This is a genomic window from Myxococcota bacterium (assembly GCA_039030075.1).
Taxonomy (GTDB): Bacteria; Myxococcota_A; UBA9160; order UBA9160; family SMWR01; genus JAHEJV01.
In genome coordinates this window covers 114,705-134,400 of sequence record JBCCEW010000001.1, presented here as the reverse complement: position 1 = coordinate 134,400, position 19,696 = coordinate 114,705, and the positions used below count along the sequence as shown (strand labels likewise).

Below are 19,696 nucleotides of genomic sequence, written 5' to 3'. Positions count from 1 at the left end.
CCTACTCGTCTTGCGAGCTGGCCGGCTCCGGCGAACCCGACTCGTCCGCGAGGGCCTGAGCGCGCGCTTCACGGTCGCGCACCAGCGCGGTGATCTGCTCCGCGAGTGCGAGCGCCTCGGGCGTCACCACCTCGGCCTCCACGGCGATCAGGATGTGTCGCTTGCGCAGGCTCTCGGCGGTGTTCGTGAAGGCCCACTTCAAGAAGGGGACCTGGGAGAGCCAGGGCACGCCGGCCTCAGCATCGGCTTCGACCGAATCGGCCTGGGTGGCCAGGATCGCCACGTCGCCGCTCTGCAGCAGGATCGTCGACTCGACGCTCAGCTCCTCGATGGTCGGACCGACGTCCTCGATCGGGCCCGCCAGCGATGCGCTGAGCGAGGTGACCTCCACGGCGAGGTCCAGCTCGATCGTGCCCTGAGCGCCGACCGTCGGCGTGATGCGCACGCTCGTGCCGACGTCGTAGCGCTCGATGTCCTGGCGCACCTGGGTGGCGATCGTCGTGTCGGTGGTCGACGACACGGGGACCGGGATGTTGTCACCGGCGAAGATCTCGTGCTCCTCGCCGCTCGTGACCAGCAGCCGCGGACGTACGATCGAATCGGTCTCGACGGTCCGCCCGCTCGCGGTGAAGGAGACCGTCTCCCGATTGATCATGAAGGGGAAGACGGCTCCCGTGATCGGGTCGACGATCGGCACGATCAGCGGCGCGCGGGTGTAGTTGGCGACCAACGGGGGGAGGTTCCCGCCCGCCGCCGGGTCCAGCACGCCGCCGGCGTCGACCCGCGACACCTGTGCGATCAGGTCGCGCGCCGAGTCCGGCTCGATGACCGACGGAATGATGTACTCGCTGCCCAGGTCGAGGGAGTCGTCGAGATCGAGCCGCAGGATGTCGAGGGACACCTTCACGAGCGTCGGCTCTCGATCGATCGCGCGCACCACGTCGAGAACGGCAGCGAGGTCGTCGGGGGCCGCGCGCACCAGCAGGCTGTGGGTGGCGGGATCCGCGCTCACCGCGAAATCGCGGCTCTGCAGACCGATCGCGCGCTCGATCCCCAGCGACCGCGCGAAGGCCACGTTCGTGTTCGCTCTCGGCGTATCGCGCAGCGACTCCAGGATCTCGACCAGGCGATCGAGGTCCGCGTGCTCGACGCGCACGACGTGGAACTTGCCGGATCCCGCCGCCGGGCGATCGAGACGACGCACGATCGAACGCGCACGCTCCACCGCATCTGGTCGCACCCGAAGCAGGACCCGGTTGGTGCGGGCGTCGAAACCCGACTCGAGGATGCCTTTCTCGCCCACCACTTCCTGCACCTGAGAGGCGAGGTTCTCGGCGTTGGAGAACTGGGCGCGCCAGATCACCCATTGACCGAGCTCGACGTCATCGAAGAGCAGGAGCGCCTCGCGAAGCCGGCGTAACCGGGACGCCGGCCCGGAGAGGATCAGGCTGTTGGTCGGCGGATACGACGTCGCGCGCGCCTGGGCTCCCACGAGCGGCTGAATCACCGGCGCGACGTGTTCGACGCGCATGGTCTCGAGTCGCACGAGGGTGGTGGCGACCGTGTCCGAGTCCGGGAGCGCGTCGTCGGTCACCCAGGGTCCGGGCGCTCCCTGGATCGACACGATCTTGCGGCCGCCACCGGGGGCCGGCACCGCCGCGAAACCGCGGATCAAGAGTGCGCTGTCGAGCATCGCGAGGGCTTCGTCGCGGCTGACCGTGCTGGGACCTTCGACGGTGAGGACGCCCGAGAGCGTCTCGTCGAAGATGAGCGTCTCGCCGGTGGCCTCCGCCAACTGGGTGACGACCTGACGCAACGGCGCCCGCTTGAAAGCGACCGAGACGCGATCGCCCGGTTGGCGGGCCGCGGGCAAACGCGGCATCGCGGGAAAGTCGACGGCGATGATCGACGCCCGTCGCTCGATGCTGGGTGGGGCCCCGGGACGCCGCTGGACGACGATCCGGACCTCGGGCGCTCCCCCGGCCTCGGCGCGGTCGAAGCTGGTGATGCGACGAACGGTCCCCTGCCGCCCGGGCACGATTCGCGTGGGAGCGGACGGGTCCAGGAAGGTGCCCGGCAGAGCGAGCATCAGCGTGCGGTCGTCCACCGGAACGAGACGGGGAGTGACCGGCGCCCCCGAGAAGATCAGCAGGCGCTCGCGGTCCTCGTCGACTTCGAGTTCCAGGCCGTACACGGCCACCGGTTCCTGGGCGTGGGTCGCCCCCGCCACGCCCAGCAAGGCGAGCGCAACGAGAGTTCCAAAAACGGGGCGAAAAAGCGTCAAGGGCTTCGATCCTGGGGCCGTTCTGCCGATGAGAAACGTGACGGGGGACACATAGCCACGCGCCCGCCCGCTCGAAGAAGCGTGGAAACCTGCCGGCAACCCCCCGGAACTGTTGAGGGAATTCATGCGCAGCCAGAGATCTCGAACATTCGGGTGGCTCCTGGGCCTTGCCCTGCTGCTGCCCGCGGCCAGCCCGGCCGCGGAACTCTACCTCGCGGGAAACATCGGCATCTCCTCGCTCACAGGCGAGGGGACCGGCACGAACAACTTCGTCAGTCTGACGAATTCGGGCTCGAGCAACGACTCCTCGCCGATCTACGGCGGTTCGCTCGGCATGGCCTTTCCGCTCAACGAAGCCCTGCCCTGGCGTATGAACCTGCCCGGCTTCGCGGTGCCCTACTGGCCCGGCCGCCAGCTGCGGTTCTTCGGCGAAGAAGACTGGCGTTTCCCCGATTGGCCGATGCGCGTCGAGATCGAACACCTGCGCGGACGCAACTTCGATCTCGATACGGACAGCTTCAATGCGCTCGAGCCGTACCGGGCCGACATCGATTCGTGGTCCGTGATGGGGAAGTTCCGGATGGACCTGCCCGTGCGCGCGCCGATCAACGCGATCTTCGGTCGCGTCCCGTGGCTCGATCCGCTCACGATCTACGGCAGCGGCGGTGCGGGGCTCGCCTTCACCGATCTCGCCGTCAGCACCTCGCTTCTGCTCGGCGACGACGACGCCCAGGAGTTCGCCTGGCAGGCGGGCGCCGGCGTTGGATACCAGCTGAACGAGCGCGTCAGCTGGAGCGTCGGTTGGCGCTTCTACAACCTCGGCAAGGTCGACACGGCCCTGACGGACACGACCTTCACCCCGCGCGGCAGCTACTCCGTGGACCTCACCGCGCAGGAGTTCACGACCTCCCTCCACTTCGCCTTCTGGCGGTTCAGCCTGCTCGGCGAAGACTAGGCATCCCCCCCGATGAACGCACCGAACCAGGGCGGGAATGCGCCCTCGTGGCTCTTTTCCTTCGTCGATCTGGCGTTCCTGCTGCTGATCGCGATGACACAGCTCGCAGAGGACGCACCGGTCGAGGCGCCCGTGCTCGGCGAGCTGGTCGTGCCCCGCATCGAGCAGGACGCGACGGCGAGTCTCCCGAGCCAGGCCCACGAACGCTGGCAGCTGCGCATCCATCCTCCGAGTGAGGAGGCGCCCTTCGAACTCGTGCGTGTCATCGACGGGGAACCGGCCGAGACCGAACGCGCCGAGCTCGAAGCGCTCCGCGACCGCCTCAGTGCGCTGCAGGGCGACGTCGGCAAGAAGCCCTTGCTGGCTCCCCACGAAGATTCGCGGAGTCAGGATCTACTCGACGCGGTGGCCCTGCTCGAAGAGCTGTGGCCAGGCACGCGGCGCGCGACGGTGTCGCCCCGCATGGCCCAGCGATGAACCGAGGCCTCCCATGAGCCGCGCCCGACTCGAAGGCCGCTACGGCTACGGCGCCGGTCGCGTACCGCTGCCGGTGGCGCCGTCGACGCGTCGTGTCGAGCCGCGACCGCTGCTCGAGGGAATCCGCGACTGGCAGCGCGAAGGTGCACCCGCGCGCACCGCCCGCGACTTCGCCCGCGGCCTCGCCCCGCCGCTCGTGGCCGCGCTCGCCATGTGGATGCTGCTGCTCCAGGTCGATCAGGACGACGACGCCGGCGTGCGCATCGTCGCCTTCGAGGACGAGCCCGTGGTCGTGGCAGAGGTCGAGCCTCCGCCGCCCGTGGTCCCCGAACCGGAACCGGTGCCCGAGCCCGAACCTGTGATTCCGGAACCCGAGCCCGTCGTCGTGCCCGAACCGGCGCCGCCGCCGGTGGTGGTCGCGCAAGCTCCGCCGCCGCCGAAGCCGCGGGTGGAACGGCCGAAGCCGCCGCCTCCTCCGAAGCAGCCGAGTCGCCCGCCGCCCCAGATCGATCGCATGATCGCCCAGGCCGCGCCGCCGCCCGAGCCCGCACCGGTGCAGCGACGCCGGCCGGCGCCGACGCTTCCGAAGGTGGCTCCGGCCCCCGCTCTTGCCATCGACGAACTGGCCCCGGACGAGCCCGCGCCCAACGATCGGCCGAGCCGCTCGGCGCCGGCCTTCGCCGTCGCGCGCGCGTCGCGCCCCGCGCCCAGTCTCGCTCCTGCGCCCGCGTTGGCGGCACCCGCCGCTCCCGCGCCCGAGACGCCGAGCCGCAGTGCCCGGCCGCGGCGCGATGCGCCGCGCAAGAGTGCCCCGCTTCCTGTCCCGAGCGCGGTGGCGCCGCCCCCCACGAGCCCGAACCGGCCCGAGCGCGCTCCGGCGCGCACACGTCGAGCCGCCACGCCGCCTCCCGGGCGCCGTTCGCGTGAGCGCGTCGAGGTGGCCTCGGTCGGCGCCGTGCCGGAGAAGGCACGGCGACGCCCGGAGCCGGCCCCGCGGCCCCGTCGCGCGGCCACCCCGGTCCAGCCGGCAGCCCGCGCCCGGACCGCCGACCCGCAGGCACGGATTCCGGGGATCTCCCTCGGATCCCTGGCCCCCTGCGTGTCCGACGCCCGGGAACTCGCCCTGAAACAAAAGGTCGTGGCCGAAGCCGGAAAACGAGCTTCGTGTGAGAGCCCGGCTGGCCGATTCCACCTGGTGGAGACGAAGAACGTGAACGCCTTCCTGATGGGCATCGAACCGGCGCCGCGGCGCCGGTCGGGTGACCGCTGTGAAGAGCTCGCGCACGCGCTCTCCTGCCTCGCGAAATCCCCCCGTTAGGAGCCGACGATGAAGGCGCTCGCCGCCCTCTCCCTGATGCTGACCCTGGCCGTCCCCGCGGCCGCCGCCGATTCGCCCTGGGCCGGCTATCTCGACTACGCCTACGTGTACTCGTCGGCGGATGCGGACGCGCTGCGCTCGCGCCTCTCCCAGTACGGGAACGAGGCCGGGATTCGGCTCGAGGACTACATTCCGGTGGCCTTCGGCCCGGGCGCGATCGAAGCCGCGCCGGACCCCGAGACGTCGATGCGGCGCGCGGCGATCGCCCAGCTCCTGCTCTATCTCGCGACGGGCGAACCCGATCACCTCGACGACAGCGTCGACACCATCGTGCAGCTCTCGGACCGTCTCGAACGGCACGAGAACCGCTACTGGTACCACTACATCCTCGCGCACCGCGCGCTCGAACGAGACCAGCGCTTCGACTTCGTCGGTGAGATGCTCGATCTGTGGCTGCACGTGATCGTGCCGCTCGAGACTCCCTACGACACGCTGCGCACCCTGTCCCTCTCGGACTCGCCGAACTCGGGCTTCGTGGCCGCGCTGCCCTATCTCTACGAGAACCTGTCGCGGCTGGTCCTGATCCGAAGCCAGCAGATGGGTGTCGACCGCGACCTCGACCCGCTGGCCGCCATCGTGCGCCTGCTCCACGACGGTCGTGTCGGCGCGCACCCCGACGTGATCCCCGTCGAGCTGTCCTCGAGGGCCTATCTCGATCGCATCGTGTCGCGGCTGGACGGCACCGAATCCGACGCGGGCAGCCTGACCTTTACGCTGGCCCTGTTCGAGGCCAGCAAGTACCACGACGAAGCGCGCTCGATGCTCGCCGAGCGCGGGCTCGAAGCCGAGACGATCAAGGCGATGCGCGTCGCGAGCGGCGCCTACGAGGCCGCCCTCGACCGCGCGGTGACCCTGCAGGGCCAGGCCGCGGTCTACACCCGCGTGCTGCGCCAGCTCGGCGAGGTGTACGCCGCGAAGCAGCGCCTCGGTGTCGACCCGGAGATCGACACCCCCTTCAGCATCGAGGGCGCGATCGACGTCTACGGTGAGCTGAAGGAAGGCGATGACCTTCGCGAGATGGGCTACGACGGCAAGGAAGACTACCTGGCGTCGATGCACGGCCTGTGGGAAGAGATCCAGGAGACCAGCCTCAACGCGGCCGACTACTACCTGACCCGCGCCGTCGAGAAGCCGCACCTGGCCGACGACTACGCGCGCAGCGCGGCGCGCATCTACGCCCGCTACCTCTCGCTCTTCCAGCGCTACGCCGTTCCTTCCGAGCGCGAGACGCTGCCGGACTCGGCCTACTTCGCGGCCTACGAGGCTGCACGGGGCTACGGCGATTCGCTCCTCACCTACGCGCGCGGTCGCCTGTCCCGCGCCGAGATGCGCCAGGCGACGCGTCGCTATGTCGCGGCGCTCCGTCTGTTCCCCTTCGACCGCCAGCTCTGGCCCAGCCTCGCTTCGTCGCTCGAGCGTCAGGGGCAGGAGAACAGCTACCTCGACCTCGCACGCCCCGTCGCCGAGGGCGTCACCAGCTCGCGCCATGTCGACAGCTGGATCCAGAAGGGCGAAGCCAGCGCGGCCCAGATCGCCGTCCTGCGACGCGCCCTCGCCGACAGCCAGGTGCTCGTCTACCTCGGCTTCGCCGAGGAGTCGACGGTGGCCGAGCTCGAGGACAGCCTGACCAGCCTGCGCACCCAGCACGAGCGGGCCGAGAACGACCTGATCGAACTGGCTGCGCGCCGCGACCGCCTCGGCCGCGACGTCGGACCCGCCGCGCCCGACCCGGACGCCGAGTTCCAGGTGAGCGGCGACCCGGTCGACGCCCTGCAGGTCGAGAACCTCGACCGCAAGATCGAACAGACCAAGCGCAGCCTGCTGCGCATGGAGAAGCAGATCGAGGCGCGCACCAGCGCACTGCCGCTCTTCAAGGCCACCCTCGGCACCGAGGCCATGGTCGAAGAGCTGCGCGCGCGCCGCGATCACCCGGTGCACACCCTCCTGCGCCGCATGTACCACGAGAATCGCCCCTAGGCGCGGGAGACACGAAGATGAACACCCATCGCTGGATTCCCCTGGCCCTCTTGTCCTTCGTGCTCGTCGTAGGCGCGGGCTGCGTGACCGACGAGACGATCGCCGACGACCTGCTCGAGCAGACCGCCAGGAGCGAGGCGAACGCGCCGCTCGGTGGCGAGGCCCTCGTGCAGCGCAAGCTCGACCTCGACCGGAGCTACCGGGACCTCTCGCACTTTCACGCGACCCTCGAGAGCCTGAACCGCCGCGGCGACCGCGGCGCTTCGGTGATGTTCCGCGAGTTCGTGGACATGTACCTCGTGAAGCACGTGCTGCCCCTACTCGAAGGCGAGTGGCAGAGTCGTCACCCGGAAGTGGCCGTGCTCGACGTGAACGTGCGCTTTGCGGTAGCCGAGCTCTGGCTCCAGATGGGATCGCCCTCGAGCACCGATCGCATGCTCGAGGAGATCGAGCGGCGCTATCCAGGCCGCGGAGAGATGGTCGTCTCGTACCCGCTCGGCAGCCAGGGAACGCTGCGCGAGGGCATCGAGCGCCTCCGCAACCGCGATTGGTGGAACGGCTGAAGCGTCCCGACGGACGCGACTGGCAGGAGAACGACGGATGTCCGATTGGCTGTTGACGTGCGTGGTGAGTGGCGCTGCCCTGGCCGCGGTGTGGTTTCCGCTCTATCGCGGCATGCGCCTCTGCTACGAGGCCCGCGCCGCCACACGCCATCTGGGTGCCGGTGAGCTGAAGCAGCACGTGGCGAAGAGCCCGAATGCGGCCGCCAACGAGCCGCTCGCGGTCGTGATGGTGCGGACGCTGATGAAGAGCCTGCAGGAGAACCAGGCGGGTCACCCGCGCGACTTCATCGTCGACGCGACGCGCCAGTACGTGGTGAACGAGTACGACACCCACTACGCACAGCGCATCTCGATGTACGCGAACCTGCTGCCTCCGATCGGGTTCATTGGCACGACGGGCGGCCTGCTGATCCTCTTCGTGTCGATGCACATGGCGGACTCGAGCCTGGAGCTCGGCGCACTCGCAATCGCGCTCACCTCGAGCATCTTCGCGCTGGTGGGCTTCTCCATGCTCGAAGGCATGAAGCTGCGGCTCTACACGCGCCTGCTGGCGTGCGTCGACGAAGTAATCTCGATGCAGCGCCGCTCCGAGGAGCGGCGGGCGGCGGCCTAGGCCCGCGCCCGACGCCGCCGCAGGGCGGCCAAGGCACACACCCCGAGACCGCCCCAACCGAGGGCGCCGCGGGGCTCGGGCATCATCACCAGATTCTCGATCTCGGCCTTGTAGAAGGCGAGATCGGCGAAGTAGGTGAGCTGGCCGTAGAGCGACGTGTCGGCGGGCTGGTTCTCGAATTCGGCGATGGCGAAGAGCAGGCCGGCGAGTTCCCAGTTCCCGCCGTTGTCCACGAACGCGGCCCCGCCCGAGTCGCCGGTCGCGGCCTGGCACTCGTGCGGCGAGTTCGCCGCGAACTCGTCGAAAGTGCTCCCAATGGACTCGGTACCGAGCACGCGTTCGGCGGGGAACACCTCGACGTGATTGGTGCCCCATCGCAACGTATTGCCCGGATCCCAGAGATAGCCGTCGATCGAGCCTCCGGGACCGGGCGGATTCCAGGACGTCGCAGGGCCCCGGTTCCGACCACGGCCGCCGGCGATGATGGCGGTTCCCATCGACGGGGTCGCCGACGCGATGGTCAGGCTCGGCAGGGACGGGCGGGGGAAGATCTCAAAGAGCAAGAGGTCCGCGAAGCTCCCGTCTCCGTTCGAAATCCGGACGTCACTGCCAGGAACGCTGGCGTAGGTCACGCCTCCGAGCAGCACGCTCTGGGGACCGACGTGATTCGCCGTGAGGACGGCCCCGTCGCCGAGGTACACGATGGTGAGCCCGTTTCCCAGCCCAATCCCCAGATGGGCCCAGCCCGGATCCGGGGAGGGGGCGGTGGTGTTTCCGCTGCCGTCGCCGGAATCGATGATCACCGCGCCCGCGGGCGAAACCGCATTCGCTCCCAACCAGAGGAGAACCGAGAACCACGACAGCCAGACGCGCATGAGCCGCCCCAGAGTACCCGATTTGAAGCCCTCCCCGGGTCGCCCCGCGGGAGCCGCTTCGGTATCCCTCCGCGTATGGCAGAACGAAGCGGTCACCCCGCGCTCGCGAAGAACCTCGTGCTGATCGGAGGCCGCGGCTGCGGCAAGAGCTCGGTCGCGAAACGCATCGCGCGCGCGAACAAGAACTTCATGCTCTTCTCCCTCGACGCGCTGATCCGCTACGAGGCCGAGGCCCGGACCGTCTCGCAGATCGTGGGGGATGAGGGCTGGCCCGGCTTCCGGGCGCGCGAGCGCGCGGTCGTCGAGAAGATCGCGCGCTTCGAGGGCGGCGCCCTCGTCGACACGGGAGGCGGCGTGATCGCGGACCTCGATGCCGACGGGCAGGAGGTCTACAGCGCCGCCAAAGTCGACGCGCTGCGACGTCATGGATTCGTCATCTACCTCGAGCGCTCCACGCGCTACCTGGAGCGCCGCACCTCGGGCGATCCCAACCGCCCGAAGCTGTCGGGCACCGAGAGCTTCGGCGACATCATGGAACGCCGCGATCCCTGGTATCGGCGCGCCGCCCACGCGGTCCTGCCCTGTCAGAACCTGTCGAAGCCCGAGATCGCCGAGAAGGCCCTGGAGCTCTTCTACCAGGATCTCGGCCTCTAGCGACCGGGCCGCGATCAGCGGAGATCCGCGTAGACCGGTGCGTGGTCCGAGGCGGTCAAGCCGTCCTTTTTCTTGCGGTACTCGCGATCGATCACCACGTCCTCGAGGCGCTCGGCCACGGCGGCCGTGCCCAGCAGGAAGTCGATGCGCAGGCCCTGCTTCTTGTGGAAGGCGCCCCCTCGGTAGTCCCACCAGCTGAAGGCCTGCTCCTCGGGGTACTTCGCCCGGAAGAGATCGACGACCTCCCCTTCGAGGAGCGCCGCGAGGCGCGTACGCTCGGCCTCGGTGTGGAAGATCCGTCCTTCGAAGGCTGCTCCGTTCCAGCTGTCGAGGGGCGTCGGGCAGATGTTGAAATCACCGCAGAGCACGGCGGGTTCGTCGGCCGTCCGCTCCGCCCAGTGCTCGGCGAGGCGCTCGTACCACGCCAGCTTGCGCGGGTAGTCGTCGTGTTCGACCGACTTCCCGTTCGGGCAGTAGACGGTGGTGAACGAGAGTCCCTCGACGCGCGCCGTGATCAGCCGCGCGCCGAGCTCGTCCATGCCCGGAAGCCCGGTCTGCACCAGCTCGGCGGGCTTCCGCGTGAGGATCGCCACGCCGTTCCAGCTCTTCTGCCCGTGGGCAAGGGCGTGATAGCCGAGGCGCTGGAAGTCGTCGTGGGGAAACTGGTCGTCGGTGAGCTTCAGCTCCTGGAGCCCGACGACATCGGGCTCACAGGCGGCGAGCCAGTGGGCCACGAAGTCGAAGCGGGCGCGCAGCCCATTGACGTTCCAGCTGGCGATGCGCATCGCGCGATCAGTCCAGGCGCAGGCCGCCGTTCGCGGCGAAGACCTGACCCGTCGTGTATCCGAAGAGCTTCGGATCGGCGATGGCGGTGACCGTCGCCGCCATCTCCTCGGGCTCGGCGATGCGTCCCACCAGCGTGGCCGCCCCCATCGCCTTGACGCCGGCCTCGCCGACCGCCTCGAGCATGGGCGTGTTCACCGGCCCGGGTGCGATCGCGTTCACCCGCGCGCGGTAGCTCGCGAACTCGCGGGCCGTCGTCTTCGTCGCCGATTCGATCGCGCCCTTCGCGGCGGTGTAGTCGAACTGTCCGATGTTGCCGTTGCGCGCGCTCACCGACGAGAAGTTCACGATGAAGCGGTTCACGCCGTCGTCCAGGGGCTGGTTCCCGTTCTCCTTGAAGAGCGGGTGCCAGTGCTGGTTCGCGACCTCGCGAGTAAACAGGAAGGTGCCGTGGAGGTGAACGGCCATCACCGCCTTGAAATCGTCGTAGGTCTTCTTCGTGATCCGCGAGTCGCGCGTGATGCCCGCCACGTTCACGACGCCGTTGATGCAGCCCGACGCCTCGAGCACCTTCGCCACGGCGGCCTGGACCTGGCCTTCGTCGGTGACGTTCGCCGCCGCCACGATCGGTTTCGGCGACCCGCCGGCGGCGATGGCCTTCGCTTCCTCCTCGAGCTTCGCCTCGTCGAGGTCCACGAGCGCCACCTGAGCGCCGTGCAGCGCCAGGCAGCGGGCCACGGCATTGCCGATGCCCTGACCGGCTCCCGTCACGATGTGGGTCTCGCCTTCGAAAGCGCCGTCGCGCAACAACCGTTCCATCCCTGCCCTGCCCTTCTCGCGTCGCGGCGGTGCGCGTGCGTTCGAGTGAAAACCGATGGCCCCCGGCGGCGGCGTACGACCGTCCGGCGGGGACGCCGGGGGCGGGAATATGGCGGCGAATCCGGACCGAATCAAACCGATCCGGGCTGGCTCAGCGAACGCGACGACGCGCGCCAGCGAAGGTCGCGAGACCCAACGCGAGCAGCCCGAACGCGCTGGGTTCGGGCACGACGCTCCAGGGTTCGAAGCCCGAGAACTGGTAGCGCGCCGTTCCCGGCGTCGGTCCGCTCTCGCCGAAGACGCCGCGTCCCCTGAGTCGATTTCCGAGGCTCTCGAGAACGAAGCCGCGCCGGCCCGAGAGCGGCGGCCCGAAGGCCTCTTGGATGCTGATGTCCCATTGGATCACCTGGCGCCCGGTCGGCAGTCCGCTGCCCTGAATGATGAACATGAAGAACTCGAGTTCGAGATCCGGCGTCTGGTCCGTGTACACGAAGGGCCCGGTCGAGATCCGGAAGGACTCGACGTCCTCCGCAACGAGGAGTCCCTGCGAGGGGAACTCCGCAAACGTGAATCTCGCCGTGATCGAGTCGTCGAAGTCCAGCACGCCGACCGCGCTCCCGGTGATCTCCATGAAGTTCGGGCCGCGGTACTCGAGGATGACCGCGGACGCGATGCCCGGAACGAGAAGGACGACACAGGCGAGCCAGCCCGCGGAACCGAGCCTGGCGAGAACCGCTCGGGTGGCGGAGGCGATTCGGGAGGGGCCGACCGCGCGTCGGCGACCGGTAGTCATTGGACACCTCGAGAGCGGGGCGCTTTCCTTCCCAGGGCCGCCACCCTACCACGATCGCCACCGCGGCTCGCCGCGCCCGAGCCCGGCGCTCTTCCTGGAGGATCTCTCGATGTCGTCTCTCGCGCTTCGCTGTGTGCTCGCGATCTGGGTCTCGCTCTGGATCGGCAGCGCCGCCGCCGCGGACCTGGCCGCCGCCCGCGCCCTGCTCGACTCGACGAAGGCGTCCGACGCCGAGGCTGCGTCGGAACAGTTCGAAGCGGCCGTGCGCGCGAACCCGGAGGACTTCGAGGCCCGCCTGGGGGCGGCGGAGTCGCTCAACCAGGTGATGGCGATCCGCACGAACGGGAACCTGCCCCTCGTCGATCGTCTGCAGGACACGCCGGCGAACAAGGCGCTGTGGTCGGCGCTCTCTCCGCGCGCGCTCGGCCACGCGCGCAAAGCGGTCGTGCTCGACCCCGCGTCGGTGCGGGCGGCCGCGGCCCTCGCCACGGCGTACATGTTCCACGCCTCGAGCCTCGGCATCCTGCAGTCGATCGTGTCGGGCGCAGGCAGCGAGTACCGCACCCACGCCGGTCGGCTGCTCGAGATGGACCCGCGCCACGAAGACGGCCTCGCGGACACGCTCTTCGCCAGCCTCTACCTCGTGGCCCCCTGGCCCGTGGGCGACAGCGACGCCGCCCGCTCCCACTTCGAGAAGGCGGCTGGCTACTCGCCGAAGTCGGTGCGCAACCAGTATGGGCTGGGCGTCTACTGGGCTCGGGAGGGAGACGCCGCGAAGGCGCGCCCGCACTTCCAGCGTGTCGCCGAACTCCCTTGCCGTCCGACCACCGAGCGCTTGTTTTGCGGCTTCATGAAGCAGGCCGCGCGAGACGCCATGGCCTCACTCGCGCGCTGACCCTTCCCTAAATGGCGCTCCGGGGCGTATCCTGCCCGGCCAGCCCATGTCCGAACCCGCCCTCGATGCACGTTCCCAACGCGAGCAAGCGTTCTTCGCCGACTGGTCGCTGAACCCGGCTGGCGACGCCCTGCGCTGGGAGCGAGAGCGCGCGCTGCTGCGGAAAGCCCGGCCCGGCGGACTCGGAAGCGTCCTGAGCCTGGGATGTGGCCGGGGGCAGTTCGAAACGCGGCTGGCCGCTTCCGCGGAACGCGTCCTCGGGATCGACCTCTCGCCCGAGTCGATCGCCGATGCGGAAGCGCACGCGCGCGAGACAGGCTGCGACAACGTGTACTTTGCCTGCGAGGACGTGGCGAGCTTCGCCTTCGAAGAGCGGTTCGACACGATCGTATGCGTCGGCTTTCTCCACCACCTCGACGCGGCCGGCTCTCTCGCCCTGCTCGAGCGGATCTACACGCACCTGCGACCCGGCGGGCTCCTGCACACCCAGGATCCGAACGTCCGTGGCGTGCTCCGCGCGGTCGGACGCGTGGTGCTCGGCGAGCGCTACCACCAGTTCCACAGCCCGGACGAACGCGAGCTCGACCCGGCCGAGGTCCGGGCCCAGGTGCTCCAGGCCGGTTTCGCGAAGGCCGATATCCACTACATGGACCTCGCACTGATCCCCGGCATGCAGCTCTGGCCCGCCGCGCCGCCGTGGACGATGCGCGCTCTCGCCGGCTTCGACCGCGCCTTCTGCGCCACCCCATTTCGCCGCGCGGCCAGCGGCTTCTCGATTCACGCGGAACGATGAGCGACACGCCGGACCTGGAAGTCAGTTTCGTGATGCCCTGCCTGAACGAGGCCGAGACTCTCGAGGGCTGCATCGCTGCGGCCCAGGGATGCATCGACGACCACGGACTCTCGGCCGAGATCGTGATCGCGGACAACGGCAGCACCGATGGGTCCCAGGAGATCGCGCGGCGGTGCGGCGCCCGCGTGGTCGATGTCCCCGAGCGCGGCTACGGCGCCGCACTCATGGGCGGCTTCGAGGCCGCGCGCGGACGCTTCCTGGTGATGGGCGACGCAGACCAGAGCTACGACTTCGGCGAGGCGATCGGGATGATCGAAGCGCTGCGCGAAGGTGCAGACCTCGTGATGGGATCCCGCTTCCGCGGCGAGATCGAACCCGGCGCCATGCCCTTCAGCCATCGTTACCTCGGGAACCCCGTGCTCAGCTTCATCGGTCGGCTGCTCTTCCGCTCACCGATCTCGGATTTCCACTGCGGCCTGCGCGCGCTGACCCGCGATACCTACGAGGCGCTGGGCCTGCGCACCTCGGGCATGGAGTTCGCGAGCGAAATGGTCGTGAAGGCGTCGGCACGACGGCTTCGGGTAGCCGAGGTGCCCATCACGCTGCATCCGGACCAGCGCTCGCGCCCGCCGCATCTGCGCACCTGGCGAGACGGCTGGCGTCACTTGCGCTTCATGATGACCATGTCGCCGCGTTGGGTGCTGTTCCTGCCCGGGCTGCTGGCGATGCTGGTGTTCGGCTCGCTGCTGCTGCGCCTGGCGAGCGGACCGCTCGCGGTCGGCAGTGTCATCCTCGACGTGCACACGCTGCAGGTCGCAGCGCTGGGCGTGATCCTCGGCTACCAGGCGGTCACCACAGCGATCGCAGCGCGCATCTACGCCGTGGCCGAGGAGATCGGCCCGCCGAGCCCCGGCATGATGCGCGCCTTCGACGTGTTCACGCTGGAGCGCGGCCTGGTGTTCGGAGCGATCCTCGTCGCGCTGGGGCTGAGCGGCGTCGGCTGGGCCGCCTGGGGATGGGCCGCGACCGGCTTCGGCCCGCTCGAACCCAGTCTCTCGATGCGCCCGCTCGTCCTCGGATCCACGGGTGTGGTTCTCGGCTTCCAGACCCTTTTCATGTCGTTCCTCTACAGCATGCTGGGGATCCGGCGCCGACGGGGCGCCGCAGCCGAGTGAAGGCCCTCGACGTCTTCCTGCGACGCTGGCGCGTGCGACTCGCATCGGAGCACGTGCGCTCGGGCGACCGGCTGCTCGACATCGGCTGCTTCGATCGCACGCTGATCGATGGCGTGGCCGACCGCATCACCTCGGCCGTGGGCGTCGATGCCGAAGTCGCCCCCAGCGTCGACGGCGCGATTCGCTTCGAACGGGGCCGCTTCCCCGACGACTTCGACTTCCCGAAGGAGAGCTTCGACTGCATCGCGGCCCTGGCGGTGCTCGAACACGTGGCCGAGCCCGACGCGTTCGCGAGCGCCTGCGCCGAAGCGCTGACACCGGGTGGGCGCCTGGTGCTCACCGTGCCCCACCCCTTCGTCGACCGGATCCTCGACGTGTTGATGGCGGTCGGCATCGCAGACGGCATGGCGGCCGAGCAACACCACGGGTTCGACGTGGCCGAAACGGTTCCGATCTTCGCGAAGGCCGGGCTTCGCCTCGAGCGCGAGGAGCGCTTTCAGCTCGGGCTGAACCGCCTGTTCGTGTTCACGAAGCCGGCAGGGTGAAGCGCGGACCGGCCACGACCGAACCCGTGCGCGCCGCCTGCTCGGGTACCTCGACGGTCTTCCGTTCGGTGCCTGCGACGACCTGGATCGCATCCAGGGTTCGGACCCCTCCCGTGTCCATGCCGCTCGCGTAGGGAAAGCGCAGGCGATATCGACCGCGCGAATCGGCTTGCGTCGAGGTCCGGTAGATGAACGGCGTCGTGCCGGCTTCCAGCCGGACGAGGGCGGTCACGGCGGCCCCGGCCGGTGCCTCGCCCTCGATTCGCGCGCCACCCACCCGCTCGTACACGGCGATGCGCGCCGTGTTGCCCTGCGTCTCGTACACCAGACGATGGCGGGTGAGCGCGGGAAGCAGTCGCACCCGACCGCCGCGACGCAGCGCCCCTTCCGACCCCCGCCGCGCCAGGAGTCGGCGCGTGAGCGAACCGGGTGGGTAGGGCTCCACGACGCCCGCGCCGTAGTCTTCGACCAGGATGTAGCGGGCGCCCAGCGCGTCGAGCTCGGCAAGAGCGCGCTCCTCGTCGACCGCCGCGTAGTAGCGCGTGGCCGCCGCCACGTTCTCCCGCGCAACGTAGGGCCCGAAGTTGTCCTGGATCACCGGCGCCTCCGCGTAGTACCGCACCTGGTGCCCGATTCCCCAGGCCGAGAGCACCGCACCGGGATCGGCGTCCTCCCGGGTCGGGTGATGGGTCGCGATGAACCGCGCCGCCTTTCGCACGTGGGCCATGCGCGTGTCCTCCGGATTCGCGCGAAGCCCCCGCGCCAACCGGACGTGGCTTTCGATGGCGGGCGCGACGGCCCAGCTCGCGACGAGGAGCGACACCAGGACGACCGCGGCCAGCACGACCGGGCGCTGCTCCCACCTCGTCCAGATCGCGCGCGCGAGGGCAACACCCGCAACCGCCCACACCAACGCGAAGGGCGCGGCGAAGCTGTTCGTGAAGCGCGCCTGGGACAGCGCGGCGAGACCAAAGGCCGCGCTCCACAGGCCCAGCATCCAGTGAGACGCGGCATGGGGGCGTCGGGTCACGGCCACACCCCAGGCCAGGGGGAATGCGAAGAGCAACCAGGTGAGGCGATGCACGCCGTTCATCGGCGCGGAGAAGCCGACACCGAGCAACGGACGCAGCTCGAGGATGCGGTCGTGGAACTGCTCGTCCCCGGTGAACCATCCCGACGAACGCTCGAGGCTCTGGGCCAGCTCGGGCACGATGAGCAGCGCGATGGCGACGCCCGCGAGGGCCACGCCCGCCCCGCTGGCCAGGCGCGAGCCGGCGCGCGCGCCCACGGGCCACGCCCACACGCCGGCGACGACCGCGAGGGCCAGGGCCGCGCAGCCGAAGTAGACGGGTTGGAACGAAGTGAGGGCGAGCGGCGTGAAGGCGCCGAGATCCTCGAACCCGCGCCCCCAGGCGAAGGGGAAGAGCGCGAGGGCGCAGAGGGCATGCGCACCCGCCAGGCGACGCGCCCGCGCCACCGCCAGCGCGCTGGAAGGCGCGAAAGCGGTCCAGGCGAGCGCGCCCGCTTGCGCCACCCCGAGGTGCAGCAGCGCACCGGGCCAGACCAGCAAGAGAGCCGCCGCTCCTGCGCCGGCCAGCCACGGCCAGATGCGGGGCCCCGCGTCGCGGCGGTCGACCAGGACCAGCACGCCGGCGAAGAGCGCCGTGCCGAGCCAGGCGACCGTCGCGTGGTGATCCAGGTAGCCGAGCTGCGTGAAGTTGTAGGCGGCGGGAAGCAGGGCCAGGAGCCCGGCCGCGGCCCAGCCGACCGCGACGCCAGCCAGACGCCGGCCTGCGTTGCCGATCGCGACGATCGCGAGCACGCCACAGATCACGGGCACCCAGGCACCGATCGTCTCCGCGCCCGCGCGGTCGTCGGTCCCGACCAGCAACCGAGTCAGGGCGGCGAGGGTCCAATCGAAACCCGGCGGCCAGGGCGAGGTGCCGCCATGGGGAAAGTTCATCCACGGGTCGCGCTCGAGGAGCGCGGGAAACTGCTCGATCGAGTGGGCGATGCGCCGCATGTGGTAGTACGAGTCGCCGTCGTAGAAGAGCACGCCTTCCGAAGTGAAGACCCGCGGCCACGGGAGCAGTCGCAGCAGGCCGCCACCGAGCGCGATCGCGCTCAGCCCGAGCCACCAACCTGCGCCGACCGGCGTGCGCGCCTCACTCTCCGCCACGGAGTGCTCCATGCTTGCGCATGATTCCACGCGTCGGGCTGCCCCGCATGAGCCCGAACCGCGCTCGGCGGAGCCACGCTGCTAGCGGCCAGACGTGTTCCGTGCGCGGAACCCGTCTTCGATCTTCCCGTAGCGAGGGCGCGATAGATCCGCGCCGGCCGGAGCATACGGCCCCGCCCTGGCCCGCCCAACGTCGCCGTTGCGCTGGGGAGAAGCACAGTTGCCGGTGACTTGCCGCAGGGAGTTCCCGGCGACACGGAACTGGGTCGGTAGCAGTTAAGGGGAATTCCCTACAGGCCGAAACGGTGTCATTGCTCACACCACCAAGGAGGCCCCCCATGGGTCGCTTCATGATCATGATGATGGCCGGCGGCGGATTGGTCGCGTGGCTTGGCTGGCAGGAACTGACGGTTTCCCAGGGCGCCACGGAGCTCCCCATGGACATCTCGCTCTCGGAGCTCGAGTCGGGCTCGGTTCCCGAGAACCCCCACCTGCGCATCGGTGACCACTACGCGATGCACCACGAGCTGGTGTTCTCGTATCGCACCGAGCGTTCGCAGGAGAATGAAGAACTCGGCCCGGAGCAGAAGCTCGACTACGCCTACTACCCGATCGTTGCGGTGGACAACCGCTTCATCCAGGAATGGATGAACCTCGAGAAGCTCTACGGCGACGCCGCCGAGATCCCCGAGGAGCAGTACCCCGACCCGGTCGAGTTCACGGTGCTGGTGCGCACCGAGCGCTTCAAGACCTTCGGCAGCCTGCCCGACGCCGGCTGGAACGAAGAGACGGAGCTGCAGGGCCTCGTCGTGAACAAGATCCGCTCGCTCACGGGCGAAGAGAAGGCGCTCGTCGGCGAGGGCTTCCCGAACGTCGACCTCGCCCAGGTGCTCCTGCTCGAGGAGGGCCGCCAGCCCGCCTCGGCCACGAAGTCCTTCGCCATGATGGGCGGCGGTGCGTTCGTCGCGGTGCTCCCGCTCGTCGCGATGGCGCGCAGCCGCAGTCGCGCCGCCGAGCTGCCGGCCACCGCGGCTTCGGGCGCGACGGACACCCCGGACTCGCCCGAGGGGCGTCAGCCGCACCAGGTGTAGCCCGACCGTTTTCCTCACCCCCCTGCTCTCTCCTCACCCCCCCAGGTTCGGGCCGGGTCGCTCTGCGGCCCGGCCCGTTCGGAGCCCCCCATGCAAGACGGTCACGCCCTCGACCCGCACAACCTGAATCCGGTTCCGAGCATCGACTCGCGGGAACAGTTCATCTCTCGCACCTACTCCCATCTCTTCGGAGCGGTGCTCGCCTTCATCGGCCTCGAGGCGGCACTCTTCGCGTCGGGTCTGGGCGAACCCCTGGCCCAGGTGATGCTCCAGGGGAGCTGGCTCATCGTCCTCGGCGCCTTCATCGTCGTCGGCTGGATCGCCTCGCGCGTCGCCCACACGGTCGAGTCGCTGTCGATGCAGTACGTGGCCCTGGCCGGCTACGTCGTCGCCGAGGTGTTGATCTTCGTCCCGATGATCTACCTCGCCGAGACGATGGCGCCCGGCGCCCTCGAGGCGGCGGGAATCGCCACGATCGTCGGCTTCTCGGCGCTCACCGCCATCGCCTTCGTCACCCGCAAGGACTTCTCCTTCATGAAAGGGTTCCTGATGTGGGCCGGCGTTGGCGCCCTCGCGCTGATCGTCGTGAACGTCGCTTTCGGCATGGCACTCGGCCCGCTCTTCGCGGTGGGCATGGTGCTTCTCGCCGGCGCGTCGATCCTCTACGACACCTCGAACGTGATCCATCACTACGAAGAAGACCGCTACGTCGCGGCCTCGCTCGAGCTCTTCGCCTCGGTGGCGCTGATGTTCTGGTACGTGCTGCGGATCGCGATCGTGCTGATGGCCGAGGACTGATCCGGACACAGGTCGCGCAGGCCGGGGAAACCCGGCCCGCGTGATAGAG

At 69.6% G+C, this 19,696-nt stretch carries 19 protein-coding genes; 13 read left to right on the top strand and 6 right to left on the bottom strand.

What is annotated here, in order from left to right; all coding sequences use genetic code 11:
* Position 1: 1 nt before the first annotated feature.
* The gene (locus AAF430_00545) at positions 2–2,284 is read right to left on the bottom strand and encodes a secretin N-terminal domain-containing protein (protein MEM7408705.1); all 2,283 of its coding nucleotides are present in this window, start codon (positions 2,282–2,284) and stop codon (positions 2–4) included.
* A 124-nt stretch (positions 2,285–2,408) separates the two neighbouring features.
* On the opposite strand from AAF430_00545, the gene AAF430_00540 reads away from it, so the two are divergent.
* From AAF430_00540 to AAF430_00515, 6 genes are read left to right on the top strand one after another with little or no spacing between them, the layout of a single operon-like run.
* Positions 2,409–3,239 (top strand): outer membrane beta-barrel protein, encoded by an 831-nt coding sequence (locus tag AAF430_00540; GenBank protein ID MEM7408704.1) that lies wholly within the window; start codon positions 2,409–2,411, stop codon positions 3,237–3,239.
* A 12-nt stretch (positions 3,240–3,251) separates the two neighbouring features.
* A complete protein-coding gene (locus tag AAF430_00535) occupies positions 3,252–3,716 on the top strand; it encodes a hypothetical protein (GenBank protein ID MEM7408703.1) in 465 nt (154 codons plus the stop codon).
* 13 nt (positions 3,717–3,729) lie between these two features.
* Positions 3,730–5,034 carry a hypothetical protein gene (locus tag AAF430_00530; protein MEM7408702.1) on the top strand — a complete coding sequence of 435 codons (1,305 nt, stop codon included), beginning with the start codon at positions 3,730–3,732 and terminating at the stop codon, positions 5,032–5,034.
* Between the two features lie 9 nt (positions 5,035–5,043).
* Positions 5,044–7,071 carry a hypothetical protein gene (locus AAF430_00525; GenBank protein MEM7408701.1) on the top strand — a complete coding sequence of 676 codons (2,028 nt, stop codon included), beginning with the start codon at positions 5,044–5,046 and terminating at the stop codon, positions 7,069–7,071.
* Between the two features lie 17 nt (positions 7,072–7,088).
* Complete coding sequence (locus tag AAF430_00520; GenBank protein ID MEM7408700.1) at positions 7,089–7,634, top strand: hypothetical protein; 546 nt, start codon at positions 7,089–7,091, stop codon at positions 7,632–7,634.
* 37 nt (positions 7,635–7,671) lie between these two features.
* Positions 7,672–8,247, top strand: a complete 576-nt coding sequence (locus AAF430_00515; GenBank protein MEM7408699.1) for a hypothetical protein — start codon at positions 7,672–7,674, stop codon at positions 8,245–8,247.
* Here the strand turns inward: AAF430_00515 and AAF430_00510 are convergent.
* Positions 8,244–9,122, bottom strand: a complete 879-nt coding sequence (locus AAF430_00510) for a hypothetical protein (protein MEM7408698.1) — start codon at positions 9,120–9,122, stop codon at positions 8,244–8,246. The genes AAF430_00515 and AAF430_00510 overlap by 4 nt on opposite strands.
* 75 nt (positions 9,123–9,197) lie before the next feature.
* Between AAF430_00510 and AAF430_00505 the strand changes: the two genes are divergently transcribed.
* On the top strand, positions 9,198–9,776 hold the full coding sequence (locus AAF430_00505) for a shikimate kinase (GenBank protein ID MEM7408697.1): 579 nt from the start codon (positions 9,198–9,200) through the stop codon (positions 9,774–9,776).
* Positions 9,777–9,790: 14 nt separating this feature from the next.
* Here the strand turns inward: AAF430_00505 and AAF430_00500 are convergent, their stop codons facing one another.
* The 3 genes from AAF430_00500 to AAF430_00490 all read right to left on the bottom strand — a co-directional run bounded on the left by AAF430_00500 (position 9,791) and on the right by AAF430_00490 (position 12,171).
* Positions 9,791–10,561, bottom strand: coding sequence for an exodeoxyribonuclease III (locus tag AAF430_00500; GenBank protein ID MEM7408696.1), 771 nt, complete (start codon positions 10,559–10,561; stop codon positions 9,791–9,793).
* A gap of 7 nt (positions 10,562–10,568) precedes the next feature.
* Positions 10,569–11,378, bottom strand: coding sequence for an SDR family oxidoreductase (locus AAF430_00495; protein MEM7408695.1), 810 nt, complete (start codon positions 11,376–11,378; stop codon positions 10,569–10,571).
* Positions 11,379–11,529: 151 nt separating this feature from the next.
* The gene (locus AAF430_00490; GenBank protein MEM7408694.1) at positions 11,530–12,171 is read right to left on the bottom strand and encodes a PEP-CTERM sorting domain-containing protein; all 642 of its coding nucleotides are present in this window, start codon (positions 12,169–12,171) and stop codon (positions 11,530–11,532) included.
* A 109-nt stretch (positions 12,172–12,280) separates the two neighbouring features.
* Between AAF430_00490 and AAF430_00485 the strand changes: the two genes are divergently transcribed.
* Genes AAF430_00485 through AAF430_00470 form a run of 4 tightly spaced genes read left to right on the top strand, consistent with a single transcriptional unit; the run spans position 12,281 to position 15,579 of the window.
* Complete coding sequence (locus tag AAF430_00485; GenBank protein ID MEM7408693.1) at positions 12,281–13,066, top strand: hypothetical protein; 786 nt, start codon at positions 12,281–12,283, stop codon at positions 13,064–13,066.
* Positions 13,067–13,112: 46 nt separating this feature from the next.
* Complete coding sequence (locus AAF430_00480) at positions 13,113–13,859, top strand: methyltransferase domain-containing protein (protein MEM7408692.1); 747 nt, start codon at positions 13,113–13,115, stop codon at positions 13,857–13,859.
* A complete protein-coding gene (locus AAF430_00475) occupies positions 13,856–15,034 on the top strand; it encodes a glycosyltransferase family 2 protein (protein MEM7408691.1) in 1,179 nt (392 codons plus the stop codon). Before AAF430_00480 ends, AAF430_00475 begins: the two co-directional genes overlap by 4 nt.
* Complete coding sequence (locus tag AAF430_00470; protein ID MEM7408690.1) at positions 15,031–15,579, top strand: methyltransferase domain-containing protein; 549 nt, start codon at positions 15,031–15,033, stop codon at positions 15,577–15,579. The genes AAF430_00475 and AAF430_00470 overlap by 4 nt, the downstream gene beginning before the upstream one ends.
* On the opposite strand, the gene AAF430_00465 is transcribed toward AAF430_00470, so the two are convergent.
* Positions 15,560–17,758, bottom strand: a complete 2,199-nt coding sequence (locus AAF430_00465; protein ID MEM7408689.1) for a hypothetical protein — start codon at positions 17,756–17,758, stop codon at positions 15,560–15,562. The two genes, AAF430_00470 and AAF430_00465, sit on opposite strands and share 20 nt — an antisense overlap.
* A gap of 338 nt (positions 17,759–18,096) precedes the next feature.
* Here AAF430_00465 and AAF430_00460 point away from each other — a divergent pair, with 338 nt between their 5' ends.
* Positions 18,097–18,849: a hypothetical protein gene (locus AAF430_00460; protein ID MEM7408688.1), complete on the top strand. Its 753-nt coding sequence runs from the start codon at positions 18,097–18,099 to the stop codon at positions 18,847–18,849.
* 90 nt (positions 18,850–18,939) lie between these two features.
* Positions 18,940–19,647 (top strand): Bax inhibitor-1 family protein, encoded by a 708-nt coding sequence (locus tag AAF430_00455; protein ID MEM7408687.1) that lies wholly within the window; start codon positions 18,940–18,942, stop codon positions 19,645–19,647.
* Positions 19,648–19,696: the final 49 nt, after the last annotated feature.

What these genes read in the sequence shown, in the direction of transcription:
- AAF430_00480 (MEM7408692.1), top strand. Translation starts at nt 13,113, where the DNA reads ATGTCCGAACCCGCCCTCGATGCACGTTCCCAACGCGAGCAAGCGTTC.
- AAF430_00505 (MEM7408697.1), top strand. Translation starts at nt 9,198, where the DNA reads ATGGCAGAACGAAGCGGTCACCCCGCGCTCGCGAAGAACCTCGTGCTG.
- AAF430_00495 (MEM7408695.1), bottom strand. Translation starts at nt 11,378, where the DNA reads ATGGAACGGTTGTTGCGCGACGGCGCTTTCGAAGGCGAGACCCACATC.
- AAF430_00540 (MEM7408704.1), top strand. Translation starts at nt 2,409, where the DNA reads ATGCGCAGCCAGAGATCTCGAACATTCGGGTGGCTCCTGGGCCTTGCC.
- AAF430_00460 (MEM7408688.1), top strand. Translation starts at nt 18,097, where the DNA reads ATGGGTCGCTTCATGATCATGATGATGGCCGGCGGCGGATTGGTCGCG.
- AAF430_00520 (MEM7408700.1), top strand. Translation starts at nt 7,089, where the DNA reads ATGAACACCCATCGCTGGATTCCCCTGGCCCTCTTGTCCTTCGTGCTC.
- AAF430_00490 (MEM7408694.1), bottom strand. Translation starts at nt 12,171, where the DNA reads ATGACTACCGGTCGCCGACGCGCGGTCGGCCCCTCCCGAATCGCCTCC.
- AAF430_00510 (MEM7408698.1), bottom strand. Translation starts at nt 9,122, where the DNA reads ATGCGCGTCTGGCTGTCGTGGTTCTCGGTTCTCCTCTGGTTGGGAGCG.
- AAF430_00515 (MEM7408699.1), top strand. Translation starts at nt 7,672, where the DNA reads ATGTCCGATTGGCTGTTGACGTGCGTGGTGAGTGGCGCTGCCCTGGCC.
- AAF430_00535 (MEM7408703.1), top strand. Translation starts at nt 3,252, where the DNA reads ATGAACGCACCGAACCAGGGCGGGAATGCGCCCTCGTGGCTCTTTTCC.
- AAF430_00500 (MEM7408696.1), bottom strand. Translation starts at nt 10,561, where the DNA reads ATGCGCATCGCCAGCTGGAACGTCAATGGGCTGCGCGCCCGCTTCGAC.
- AAF430_00475 (MEM7408691.1), top strand. Translation starts at nt 13,856, where the DNA reads ATGAGCGACACGCCGGACCTGGAAGTCAGTTTCGTGATGCCCTGCCTG.
- AAF430_00525 (MEM7408701.1), top strand. Translation starts at nt 5,044, where the DNA reads ATGAAGGCGCTCGCCGCCCTCTCCCTGATGCTGACCCTGGCCGTCCCC.
- AAF430_00530 (MEM7408702.1), top strand. Translation starts at nt 3,730, where the DNA reads ATGAGCCGCGCCCGACTCGAAGGCCGCTACGGCTACGGCGCCGGTCGC.
- AAF430_00485 (MEM7408693.1), top strand. Translation starts at nt 12,281, where the DNA reads ATGTCGTCTCTCGCGCTTCGCTGTGTGCTCGCGATCTGGGTCTCGCTC.
- AAF430_00455 (MEM7408687.1), top strand. Translation starts at nt 18,940, where the DNA reads ATGCAAGACGGTCACGCCCTCGACCCGCACAACCTGAATCCGGTTCCG.